Below are 11660 nucleotides of genomic sequence, written 5' to 3'. Positions count from 1 at the left end.
CGGTTGCGCTGAAACTGGTTTCAGAAAGAGATAATGACGCTGAAGTTAATTAACTTCGGGGAAAGTTGCATCGGCTTAATAGGGGTGCTGAATAATCGCGACGCGCGGAAATATTATTCTACGTAAGTAATCATTTCAGCGATGATTAATTTCCTCCGAAACTGCATTTCATTTCTTTGACGCTCTTCCGGGATCGCTTTTTCAGCGAAGCGCACACTCACACAGTGGCCTCGATCACACTTTTATGCTCATCCCCGCTACTCCTCCCTGTCTAATCCCCGACAGGAGGAGGAAGAGGCGCAATGAGCCAGGCACACTAGCGTTAAATGTTTTTACTCTCTACAGGATGCCGATTCCCTATGTCACAGCCTACTTTCAACAAAGCTCAATTTCAGGCTGCCCTGACGCGTCAGTGGCAGCGTTTTGGCCTTCATGCTGCAAACGAAATGACGCCTCACCAGTGGTGGCAGGCGGTGAGCGGGGCGCTCGCAGAGCAGCTGGACGCTCAGCCTGTGACGAAGCCCGTGAAAGGCCAGCGTCACGTCAACTACATTTCAATGGAGTTCCTGATTGGCCGTCTGACGGGTAACAATCTGCTGAACCTTGGCTGGTATCAGGAGGTCGGTGACGTGCTGAAAGAACACGACATCAACCTGACCGATCTGCTGGAAGAAGAGATTGATCCGGCGCTGGGTAACGGCGGTCTGGGACGTCTGGCAGCCTGCTTCCTGGATTCCATGGCAACCGTGGGCCAGTCGGCGATTGGCTATGGCCTGAACTATCAGTACGGCCTGTTTCGTCAGTCATTTGCCGACGGCCATCAGATGGAAGCGCCAGACGACTGGCACCGCAATACCTATCCGTGGTTCCGCCACAACGCGCAGCTGGATGTGCAGGTCGGGATTGGCGGGAAAGTCACGAAGCAGGGACTCTGGGAACCGGCGTTCACCATTACCGGTGAAGCCTGGGATCTGCCGGTACTCGGCTACCGTAACGGCGTGGCGCAGCCGCTGCGCCTGTGGCAGGCGAAGCACGCGCATCCGTTTAACCTGACCAAATTCAACGACGGTGATTTCCTGCGCGCCGAGCAGCAGGGGATCGACGCCGAGAAGCTGACCAAAGTCCTCTACCCGAACGATAATCATCTGGCGGGTAAAAAGCTGCGTCTGATGCAGCAGTACTTCCAGTGCGCCTGCTCCGTGGCGGATATTCTGCGTCGCCACCACCTGGCGGGCCGCAAGCTGGCTCAGCTGCCGGACTTCGAAGTTATTCAGCTTAACGACACGCATCCGACCATTGCCATCCCGGAACTGCTGCGCGTGCTGATCGACGAGCATCAGCTGAGCTGGGACGACGCCTGGGCCATCACCAGCCGCACCTTCGCCTACACCAACCACACCCTGATGCCGGAAGCGCTGGAGTGCTGGGATGAGAAGCTGGTGAAAACGCTGCTGCCGCGCCATATGCAGATCATCAACAAGATTAACGACCAGTTCAAAACGCTGGTGGAGAAAACCTGGCCGGGCGATAAGGCCGTCTGGGCGAAGCTGGCAGTGGTGCACGACAAGCAGGTGCGCATGGCGAACATGTGCGTGGTCAGCGGCTTTGCGGTGAACGGCGTGGCCGCGCTGCACTCGGATCTGGTGGTGAAAGATCTCTTCCCGGAATACCACCAGCTGTGGCCGACCAAATTCCATAACGTGACCAACGGCATCACGCCGCGTCGCTGGATTAAGCAGTGCAACCCGCTGCTGGCCGGCCTGCTGGACAAGACCCTGAAGAAAGAGTGGGCCAACGACCTGGACCAGCTCATCAACCTGGAAAAACAGGCCGACAACGCGAAGTTCCGCGAGCAGTACCGCGCCATTAAGCTGGAGAACAAGGTTCGTCTGGCCGAGTTTGTGAAAATGCGCACCGGAATTGAGATCAACCCGAATGCGATTTTCGATATCCAGATCAAACGACTGCACGAGTACAAACGTCAGCACCTGAACCTGCTGCACATTCTGGCGCTGTACAAAGAGATCCGCGAGAACCCGCAGGCCGACCGCGTCCCGCGCGTGTTCCTGTTCGGTGCGAAAGCGGCGCCGGGCTACTACCTGGCGAAAAACATTATCCTTGCCATTAATAAAGTGGCGGCGGCGATCAACAGCGATCCGAAAGTGGGCGACAAGCTGAAGGTGGTGTTCCTGCCGGACTACTGCGTTTCTGCGGCTGAAATGCTGATCCCGGCGGCGGATATTTCCGAGCAGATCTCTACCGCCGGTAAAGAAGCGTCCGGTACCGGCAACATGAAGCTGGCCCTGAACGGCGCGCTGACCGTCGGCACGCTGGACGGTGCGAACGTCGAAATCGCCGAGAAGGTCGGCGAAGAGAACATCTTTATCTTCGGCCATACTGTTGAAGAAGTGAAAGCCATCAAAGCCAAAGGGTACGACCCGGTGAAATGGCGTAAAAAAGATAAAGTGCTGGATGCGGTGCTCAAAGAGCTGGAAAGCGGGAAGTACAGCGACGGCGACAAGCACGCGTTTGACCAGATGCTGCACAGCATGGACAAACAGGGCGGCGACCCGTACCTGGTGATGGCTGACTTCTCGGCTTACGTTGAAGCGCAGAAGCAGGTCGACGTGCTGTATCGCGACCAGGATGCCTGGACCCGCGCGTGTATCCTGAACACCGCGCGCTGCGGTATGTTCAGCTCTGACCGCTCAATCCGTGATTATCAGACTCGTATCTGGCAGGCAAAACGCTAAGGAAGCGCGATGGAGAGTAAACGTCTGGACAGTGCCGCGCAGGCGGCGGGAATTAGCCTCAGTTACATCAATGCGCACGGCAAACCGCAGTCTATTGGTGCGGACACCAAAAGACGTTTGCTGGATGCCATGCACAAAACCGACGCGAAAGCGTCGGGTGCGCCGGTGCCGAACGTGAAGGTCTTTACCGCGGGCAAAAAGATGCCGCTGGCGGTGGAAGGGCGCGGCGAGTTCAGCTGGCTGCTCACCACCGAAGAGGGGCATCAGCACAAAGGCCATGCCACCGGCGGCAAAACCCTCAACCTTCCGGCGAAGCTGCCGGAGGGCTACCACACGCTTACGCTGACCCGGGACGACCAGCGTTTTCACTGTCGGGTGATCGTGGCGCCAAAGCGCTGCTATGAGCCGAAGGCGCTGCTTGAAGGCAAAAAGCTGTGGGGTGCCTGCGTGCAGCTCTACACCCTGCGCTCGGACAGCAACTGGGGAATCGGCGATTTCGGCGATCTGAAAAAGATGCTGGCATCTGTTGGGGAGCGCGGCGGCGCGTTCATCGGCCTTAACCCGATCCACGCGCTCTATCCGGCCAACCCGGAAAGCGCCAGCCCGTACAGCCCCTCTTCCCGCCGCTGGCTGAACGTGATTTACATCGACGTTAACGCGTTAGACGATTTCAAAAACAGCAAAGAGGCGCAGGCGTGGTGGAAGCTTGAGACCACGCAGCAGATGCTGAAGCAGGCCCGCGAGGCGGACTGGGTGGATTATGCCTCCGTGACCGCGCTGAAAATGGCGGCTTTGCGTCTGGCATGGAAGGGCTTTGCGAAGCGTGACGACGAGCAGATGGCAGCCTTTCGCCAGTTTGTAATGCAGGAGGGCGAGAGCCTTTACTGGCAGGCGGCGTTTGATGCGCTGCATGCGTATCAGGTTCAGGAGGACGAGATGCGCTGGGGCTGGCCGGTGTGGCCGGAAGCCTATCAGTCCGTGGATACCCCGGAAGTGAAGGCGTTCTGTGAGACGCATGCCGACGAGGTGGATTTCTATCTCTGGTTGCAGTGGTTGGCGTACAGCCAGTTTGCCGCCTGCTGGCAGGTGAGCCAGGGCTATAACATGCCGATCGGGTTGTATCGCGATCTGGCTGTCGGCGTGGCGGAAGGCGGGGCGGAAACCTGGTGTGACCGCGAGCTTTACTGCCTGAAAGCTTCTGTGGGGGCGCCGCCGGATATTCTGGGCCCGCTTGGTCAGAACTGGGGCTTACCGCCGATGGATCCGCACGTGATGGCGGCGCGTGCCTACGAGCCGTTTATCGACCTGCTGCGCGCTAACATGCAGAACTGCGGCGCGTTGCGTATCGACCACGTGATGTCCGTGCTGCGCCTGTGGTGGATCCCGTACGGTGAAACGGCTGACCACGGGGCGTACGTGCAGTATCCGGTGGACGATCTGCTCTCAATCCTCGCGCTGGAGAGTAAACGTCATCAGTGCATGGTGATTGGCGAAGATCTCGGTACCGTGCCGGTGGAAATTGTCAGCAAGCTCCGCGACAGCGGGGTTTACTCCTACAAAGTGCTCTATTTTGAAAACGACCATGAGAAAACCTTCCGCGCGCCGAAAGCGTACCCTGAACAGTCAATGGCAGTCGCGACGACGCATGATCTTCCTACGCTCAGAGGCTACTGGGAAAGCGGTGACCTGACGCTCGGCAAAACGCTGGGTCTCTACCCGGATGAAGAGGTTCTGCGTGGGCTGTATCAGGATCGCGAGCTGGCGAAGCAGGGGCTGCTGGATGCGCTGCATAAGCATGGCTGTCTGCCGAAGCGCGCCGGGCATAAGGCGTCGCTGATGTCGATGACGCCAACGCTTAATCGTGGCTTACAGCGCTATATTGCCGACAGCAACAGCGCGTTGCTCGGTCTGCAACCGGAAGACTGGATTGATATGGCGGAGCCGGTAAACATCCCCGGCACCAGCTATCAGTACAAAAACTGGCGTCGCAAGCTGTCCACAACGCTTGAAGCGATGTTCGCCGATGACGGGGTGAACAGGTTGATTAAGGATTTGGATAAACGGCGAAAAGCAGCCGCGAAGAAGTGATAAAAAACCCGCCAGTGGCGGGTTTTTTATTGCCCGGTGGCGCTAACGCTTACCGGGCCTACGTGCATTAAGTAGGTCGGGTAAGGCATAGCCGCCACCCGACTTAATACATCAAACCACCATATTCAACAGCAGAACCCCGACCAGGCCGCACACCGAAATAATGGTTTCCAGCGCGGACCAGGACTTGATGGTTTCACCGATGGTCAGGTTGAAGTACTCCTTGAACAGCCAGAAGCCCGGATCGTTCACGTGGGAGAAAATCACGCTCCCGGAACCAACCGCGATAACCATCAGCTCAGGGCTTACGCCCGTGGTCGCAATCAGCGGCGCAACGATACCGCCCGCGGTAATCGCCGCAACGGTCGCAGAGCCCAGCGCGATACGCAACACCGCGGCAATAGACCATGCCATCAGCAGCGGGGAGACGTTGGTTTCATGCATCATGGCCGCGATGTATTTATCCACGCCGCTGTCGACCAGCACCTGTTTGAACGCGCCGCCACCGCCGATGATCAGCAGCATCATGGCAATGATTTTGATGGAAGAAGTCAGCGTGTCGTTGATCTGATCCATGGAACGGCCACGGTTAAGACCGAAGGTGAACATGGCGATCAGGACCGCAATCAGCGTCGCCATCACCGGGTCGCCCAGGAACTCCGCAACGGACAGGAACGCGTGACCTTTCGGCAGAACCATCTCTGCTATGGCACGCATCGCCATCAGGATCACCGGTACCAGTGAGGTCCAGACGCTGACGCCAAAGCCTGGCATCTCTTCTTCAGTAAAGGTTTTGGCGCTGTACAGCCCTTCCGGGATAGGCTTATCAATGCCTTTCAGGAAGCGCGCATACACCGGGCCTGCCAGAATCACCGTCGGGATCGCCAGAATCGTACCGAACAGCAGGGTTTTACCCATATCGGCATGGAAGATGGTGGCGATAGCCGTTGGGCCCGGGTGCGGCGGCAGGAAACCGTGGGTGACGGACAGCGCCGCAGCCATCGGCACACCCACGAACAGCAGCGGGATGTTGGCGGCAGCGGCGATGGTGAACACCAGCGGCAGCATCAGCACGAAGCCCACTTCATAGAACAGCGCGAAACCGACGGTAAAACCGGTTAAAACCACCGCCCATTGAATGTTCTTCTTACCAAATTTGTCGATCAGCGTGGTGGCAATACGCTGTGCGCCACCGCAGTCCGCGAGCATTTTACCGAGCATGGCGCCGAAGCCCATGATCAGCGCCAGGCTGCCGAGCGTACCGCCGACACCGGCTTTAATGGAGCTGATAACTTTAACCAGCGGCATTCCCTGCATCAGACCGACTGCAAGTGCCACCAGAACCAGAGCGATAAATCCGTTCATTTTGAAGCGGATCATCAAGAGCAGTAATAACACAACACCGATAGCGACGATGACTAATGGCATGATTGACCTGGCCTTTGAATTGTTATGGGTAACGTCATTGTTTCAACGACAAATTCCGGTTGTCCCAACTGGGAACAGAGTGTTAACGGCACTCATACTGATGCCTGCGAAACCATTAAGTTTAGTCGGCTGTTATAAGGGTGTTGAGTGCCCACGAGAATGATACGGGTAACATGATGTGATTGAGAATCACCCAGGGAGGCAAAATTTGAATTATGAGACGCAGGTCAACATACAGAGGGGGGGGGCAAGAAAAAGTAGGCCCGGTAAGCGCAGCGCCACCGGGCAATACAGACGGGTACTGAATCAGTAGTAAGAGTGCTCGCCGCGCTGGTGCTCGGTCAGATCGCGCACGCCTTTCAGTTCCGGGAATTCGTTCAGCAGCTGCTTCTCGATCCCTTCTTTCAGGGTTACATCAACCATGGAGCAGCCGTTACAGCCGCCGCCGAATTGCAGGATCGCCAGACCATCTTCGGTGATTTCCATCAGGGAAACACGTCCCCCGTGGCCGGCCAGCTGCGGGTTGATCTGCGATTGCAGCAGATATTCCACACGCTCCATCAGCGGGGCATCGTCAGAGACTTTACGCATCTTCGCGTTTGGCGCCTTCAGCGTCAGCTGAGAACCCAGCTGGTCAGTGACGAAATCAATCTCCGCATCTTCAAGATACGGCGCGCTCAGCTCATCAACGTACGCGGTGAGCTGTTCAAATTTAAGGGCAGTGTCAGTTGCTTCCACAGCATCCGGAGGACAATAAGAGACACCACATTCTGCATTCGGAGTGCCTGGATTGATCACAAACACGCGGATCTGCGTCCCTTCTTCCTGATTTGCCAGCAGTTTGGCAAAGTGCGCTTGTGCAGAATCGGAAATACGGATCATAGCTTTGGCCTAATAGTTGACTAAATTACCTGGGTATAATCATACGCCCATTGAAGAAGGGCTACAAGGTACGGCACAGACACCATACCTGAACTGACGCGGCGCCGCTTTGCAAAAGCAGTCGGGAAAGTTCAGCCACGGTACTGCCCGTGGTGACGACATCATCCACAATCGCGATATGGAGGCCGTTGACCGGCAATTCAAGGCGAAAGGCGTTTTTCAGGTTCCTTTTGCGTGACCGGGCGTTGAGCCGGTGCTGAACGGCAGTGGCATGAGTACGTTTCAGCGCAGAGGCGGGGTACCGGCAACCCAGCCAGCGGGCAAGCGGACGACACAGCAGGTCGCTCTGATTGTATCCCCGCCGCCAGTGCCGACGCTGAAACAGTGGCACGTTCACAAGCGTGTCGACCGGCGGCAGTCCTCGCGTTCTTCGCGCCTGTAATACCGCCAGTAACAACAGGCGTGCCAGGGGCTGCGCCAGTGCAGTCTGGCTGGAAAACTTAAACTGATGAACCAGACGACTCAGCGGCAAAACGTAATCGTCCACCGCCACCAGCGCGCTCCACGGCGGCGCTTTTTTCAGGCAACGGCCGCAGGGGAGCGTCTGGCTTACGGCAGGCAAGCCGCATTGCGGACAGCCCTTCAGGTAACCCAGCGCTCGCGTGCAAACGGAACAGACGCCCCACGCGCTCATCGCAAGTGGCATTCGGCATAGCCAGCACAAGCCGGGCACTGTTAGCATACGCAACCTCCATGTGAAAAAAGAGAACGTTAACTGATGAAGACGCTGTGGTGGCAGACCGTTGGGACGGGAAATTGTCATCTTGTGCTGCTGCACGGATGGGGACTGAACGCCGAAGTGTGGCGTTGCATAAGTGAGGAACTGGCCTCGCAATTCACGGTACACCTGGTGGATCTACCGGGCTATGGCCGCAGCCACGGCTACGGCGCGATGACGCTCGACGACATGGCGGAGCAGGTTCTGGAAGCGGCGCCGCAAAAAGCCGTCTGGCTCGGCTGGAGCCTGGGCGGGCTGGTGGCAAGCCAGATTGCGCTGCACCATCCTGAACGGGTCCAGGCGCTGATCACCGTTGCCTCATCACCCTGTTTCAGCGCCCGCGAGGCGTGGCCGGGCATCAAACCTGAGGTGCTGGCCGGGTTCCAGCATCAGCTGAGCGAAGACTTCCAGCGGACGGTGGAGCGTTTCCTGGCATTACAGACGATGGGAACAGAAACCGCCCGTCAGGATGCGCGGACGCTGAAGCAGACGGTGCTTTCTCTGCCGATGCCGGAGGTTGAGGTGCTGAACGGAGGGCTGGAAATCCTGAAAACGGCCGATCTGCGCGAGCCGCTGGCGTCGTTAACGGTGCCGCATCTGCGTATTTATGGCTATCTGGATGGACTGGTTCCGCGCAAGGTGGTTCCGCTGCTGGATGCGCTGTGGCCGGAGAGTAAATCAATGGTGGTTGCCAAAGCGGCACATGCGCCGTTCATCTCTCATCCTGCTGAGTTTTGTTCGGCGCTGTCCGGTTTTATCAGCGAAGCGTCCACCACTCCCTGAGACAGGCTTTACCTTCAGGACAACTCTTACAACTGCCGGACAGACAACCGTCCGGCTCTTCCTGAATGCGCACGGCTTTCCCCATGGCCTCCAGCCTTTCCAGCATGGCATCGATCATCGGCTGCGGCGTATGCAGGCTGAGGCTGAGCTGCTTCGCCTCCATTCGTCCCTGTAACGCCAGTAAGTCACGAACCTGAATCAACGATGCCATCTTTTTTCCCCTCAGTGACAGTCGCCCGCAGGGCTGCTACAGCAGGTCGTCGGGATTTTGCGCGTTGCCAGCAGGTTAACGTCAACGCGGCTACGCGCCCGGCGCAGCAGGCCAATCACCATCACGTTAAACAGGATCACCGCGAGGATACAGACCAGGCTGTAGCGCGGATGCTGGCTGTAATTGACGGCCTGATAAAACACGGTCGCCAGCGAGTAGGCAATGTTCAGCCCCCACAGAATGGAGAAGCCCATCCAGCCGCGGCTGGACTCACGGGCAATGGCGCCCATGACCGAGATGCACGGAATATAGAGCAGGACGAAGATCAGGTAGCTGTAGGCCGCCGACGCGCTGCCAAATTTCTGGCCCATCACGCCCATTGCTCCGGTCGCCATTTCGCCGTCGCCTTTGCTGGCTTCAATCGGGTTCGCCAGTACGCTCAGGCTGAAGGTGTCTTTCAGGCTCTGCCAGGTTTCTTCCACCGCGCCAAGCAGTTCATCGCCGAGGTTGAACGCTGCCGGATTAAACTCCTCTTCCTGGATGTTTTCCGCGGTGTAAAGCGTGTTCAGGGTGCCGACAACCACCTCTTTTGCCATCGCGCCGGTGAACAGGCCCACGGTTGCCTGCCAGTTGTCTTCCTGAACGCCAATCGGTTTGAAGACCGGCGTAATGATCCGGCTGACGGAGGCCAGGGCAGAGTCATTAATGTTGTCCGCGGCCTGGCCGCTCAGAGTGAAGCTGTTCAGGGCGCTCAGGAAAATGCTGACCACCACAATCACCTTACCGGCGCGCAGAACGAAGCCCTTCAGGCGCTGCCATGTCTGAATAATCAGGCTTTTCAGATGCGGAACGTGATAAACCGGCAGTTCCATCACGAACGGCGACGCTTCGCCACGCATGATGGTGTGCTTCAGCATCAGGCCGGTGAGAATAGCCATCACGATACCCAGCACATACAGGGAGAAGACGGCCAGCGCCCCTTCCTGACCAAAGAACGCCGCGGCAAAGACCGCGAAGATCGCCAGCCGCGCGCCGCAGGACATGAACGGCGCCATCATGATGGTCATCAGGCGTTCGCGCGGGGCATCCAGCGTACGCGCGCCCATGACTGACGGCACGTTACAGCCAAAGCCGACAATCAGCGGCACGAAGGATTTGCCCGGCAGCCCCAGCGCCTGCATCAGGCGGTCCATCACGAAGGCGGCGCGCGCCATGTAACCGGAATCCTCAAGGAAGGAGAGGAACAGGTACATCATGCCGATCTGCGGCACCAGCGGCAGGACGGTATTGATCCCGCCGCCGATCCCCTGCGCAAGGAAGATGGTCAACCATTCCGGGAAGTGGAGGGTGTAGCCCAGCCACTGAATACCGTGCACGAAGATAGCGACAGAGCCGCCATCAAAGATAGGTTGTAATGCACCGCCGATGTTAATGGCGAGCAGGAACATCACATACATCACCAGTAAAAAGATCGGTAAACCGAGGAAGCGGTTGAGCACAATTTTATCCACGGCGGCGGTGAAGCGGCTGGGTTCAGCGGTTAATGCATTGCTGACCACGTCACAGATAGCGGCGATGGCCTGATAGCGCGCATCCGCAATGTGCAGGGCCGGGTCATCCAGCTCGTCGCTAAGGCGAGCCTGTGCGACATCCAGCTTATCCGCCGCATCGCCTGCGTAGGCGCGGCTGTAGATATCGCCTTCCAGCATTTGCAGGCCAAGCCACAGACGTTGTCTGGCGGGCATGCTGTTATCCATCTCCTGCGCCAGCTGCCCGGCTTCGCGCAGCAGCGGCTGGGCGTAGTGCACCAGTTCGACGTCGGCATTGCCCGTGTGGCGGTCAATCGCCAGCTTCAGGGCGTCAATGCCGCGCGCGCGGGTGGAAACCAGCGGAACCACCGGGCAGCCCAGACGGGCGGAGAGGGCATCGACGTCGATGCGCAGCTTTTGCTTCTCCGCGATGTCGAGCATGTTAAGCGCCACGATGCAGGGAATACCCAGCTCCAGCAGCTGTAACGTGAGATACAGATTTCGTTCGAGGTTAGAGGCATCCACCACGTTGATAAGCAGATCCGCGTCGCCGCTCAGAATATAGTGGCAGGCAATTTGCTCATCGAGAGAGGTCTGGGATGAAATCGTGGTGAGGGAATAGGTCCCCGGTAAATCAACCAGCGTGACCTGATTATCTGTCGTGGTGAACTGGCCTTCTTTGCGTTCCACCGTCACGCCTGCCCAATTTCCCACACGCTGGCGTGCGCCGGTTAACTGATTAAATAAGGTTGTCTTGCCGGAATTAGGATTGCCAATTAAGCCAATAGTTAATTTTTTCATTGTAATAGACTCACTGAAACCGCTGGCTTGTTAACGGGATAAAGATTCAACTTCAATTAATGCGAGGTCTTTTTTACGCAGAACCAGATTAACGCGTCGGGTTTCGATATGAACTGGATCGCCCAACGGCGCAACGCGCACAACCTGGAATGATGAGCCGGGTAGCATGCCCAGTGACAGGAGCTTCTGCCGATAGGCCGGGCTTATCTCACGGGTAAAACCGATAATTTTCCACGCACTGTCTGGAGTGAATTGCATAGCGCCTGATTCCACGATAGGTTAAATAATCTACACTGCGATGATAATGAGAATAGTTTTTATCAGCAATAATAAAAATGTGACGGGATGTTGTTAATCGTATTAATTTGCGGTCTGCTTGACCTTGCTCAATATTTTCGAAATTGAGG

The 11660-nt window shown here is 57.3% G+C and carries 9 protein-coding genes; 3 read left to right on the top strand and 6 right to left on the bottom strand.

Annotated elements, in window-relative coordinates:
* Window positions 1-359 precede the first annotated feature (359 nt).
* Window positions 360-2753 carry a maltodextrin phosphorylase gene (gene malP / locus L379_RS01920; RefSeq protein ID WP_032655362.1) on the top strand — a complete coding sequence of 798 codons (2394 nt, stop codon included), beginning with the start codon at window positions 360-362 and terminating at the stop codon, window positions 2751-2753.
* 9 nt (window positions 2754-2762) lie between these two features.
* On the top strand, window positions 2763-4841 hold the full coding sequence (gene malQ, locus L379_RS01925) for a 4-alpha-glucanotransferase (RefSeq protein WP_032655359.1): 2079 nt from the start codon (window positions 2763-2765) through the stop codon (window positions 4839-4841).
* Window positions 4842-4952: 111 nt separating this feature from the next.
* Here malQ and gntT read toward each other — a convergent pair whose 3' ends face one another.
* The 3 genes from gntT to gntX all read right to left on the bottom strand — a co-directional run bounded on the left by gntT (window position 4953) and on the right by gntX (window position 7893).
* Entirely contained in the window at window positions 4953-6269 is a 1317-nt protein-coding gene (gene gntT / locus L379_RS01930) for a gluconate transporter (protein WP_017384145.1), read from the bottom strand.
* Window positions 6270-6575: 306 nt separating this feature from the next.
* Entirely contained in the window at window positions 6576-7151 is a 576-nt protein-coding gene (nfuA, locus tag L379_RS01935; protein ID WP_003861601.1) for a Fe-S biogenesis protein NfuA, read from the bottom strand.
* A gap of 61 nt (window positions 7152-7212) precedes the next feature.
* Window positions 7213-7893 carry a DNA utilization protein GntX gene (gntX, locus tag L379_RS01940; protein ID WP_023304553.1) on the bottom strand — a complete coding sequence of 227 codons (681 nt, stop codon included), beginning with the start codon at window positions 7891-7893 and terminating at the stop codon, window positions 7213-7215.
* Between the two features lie 36 nt (window positions 7894-7929).
* Here gntX and bioH point away from each other — a divergent pair, with 36 nt between their 5' ends.
* Window positions 7930-8712, top strand: coding sequence for a pimeloyl-ACP methyl ester esterase BioH (bioH, locus tag L379_RS01945; protein ID WP_032655357.1), 783 nt, complete (start codon window positions 7930-7932; stop codon window positions 8710-8712).
* Here bioH and feoC read toward each other — a convergent pair.
* The 3 genes from feoC to feoA are packed head-to-tail and all read right to left on the bottom strand — an operon-like array spanning window position 8687 to window position 11511.
* The gene (gene feoC / locus L379_RS01950; RefSeq protein WP_017384148.1) at window positions 8687-8923 is read right to left on the bottom strand and encodes a [Fe-S]-dependent transcriptional repressor FeoC; all 237 of its coding nucleotides are present in this window, start codon (window positions 8921-8923) and stop codon (window positions 8687-8689) included. The genes bioH and feoC overlap by 26 nt on opposite strands.
* Window positions 8924-8934: 11 nt before the next feature.
* Window positions 8935-11253 carry a Fe(2+) transporter permease subunit FeoB gene (feoB, locus tag L379_RS01955; protein ID WP_032655354.1) on the bottom strand — a complete coding sequence of 773 codons (2319 nt, stop codon included), beginning with the start codon at window positions 11251-11253 and terminating at the stop codon, window positions 8935-8937.
* A 30-nt stretch (window positions 11254-11283) separates the two neighbouring features.
* Complete coding sequence (feoA, locus tag L379_RS01960) at window positions 11284-11511, bottom strand: ferrous iron transporter A (RefSeq protein WP_003861611.1); 228 nt, start codon at window positions 11509-11511, stop codon at window positions 11284-11286.
* Between the last annotated feature and the right edge of the window lie 149 nt (window positions 11512-11660).

This window comes from Enterobacter sp. MGH 33 (assembly GCF_000534535.1).
GTDB classification, from domain to species: domain Bacteria; phylum Pseudomonadota; class Gammaproteobacteria; order Enterobacterales; family Enterobacteriaceae; genus Enterobacter; species Enterobacter hormaechei_C.
Note: the sequence above shows the minus strand (reverse complement) of the source record. Positions and strands in the feature narration are given on the sequence as shown.

What these genes read in the sequence shown, in the direction of transcription:
- malQ (WP_032655359.1), top strand. Translation starts at nt 2,763, where the DNA reads ATGGAGAGTAAACGTCTGGACAGTGCCGCGCAGGCGGCGGGAATTAGC.
- feoA (WP_003861611.1), bottom strand. Translation starts at nt 11,511, where the DNA reads ATGCAATTCACTCCAGACAGTGCGTGGAAAATTATCGGTTTTACCCGT.
- nfuA (WP_003861601.1), bottom strand. Translation starts at nt 7,151, where the DNA reads ATGATCCGTATTTCCGATTCTGCACAAGCGCACTTTGCCAAACTGCTG.
- feoC (WP_017384148.1), bottom strand. Translation starts at nt 8,923, where the DNA reads ATGGCATCGTTGATTCAGGTTCGTGACTTACTGGCGTTACAGGGACGA.
- feoB (WP_032655354.1), bottom strand. Translation starts at nt 11,253, where the DNA reads ATGAAAAAATTAACTATTGGCTTAATTGGCAATCCTAATTCCGGCAAG.
- gntT (WP_017384145.1), bottom strand. Translation starts at nt 6,269, where the DNA reads ATGCCATTAGTCATCGTCGCTATCGGTGTTGTGTTATTACTGCTCTTG.
- bioH (WP_032655357.1), top strand. Translation starts at nt 7,930, where the DNA reads ATGAAGACGCTGTGGTGGCAGACCGTTGGGACGGGAAATTGTCATCTT.
- malP (WP_032655362.1), top strand. Translation starts at nt 360, where the DNA reads ATGTCACAGCCTACTTTCAACAAAGCTCAATTTCAGGCTGCCCTGACG.
- gntX (WP_023304553.1), bottom strand. Translation starts at nt 7,893, where the DNA reads ATGCTAACAGTGCCCGGCTTGTGCTGGCTATGCCGAATGCCACTTGCG.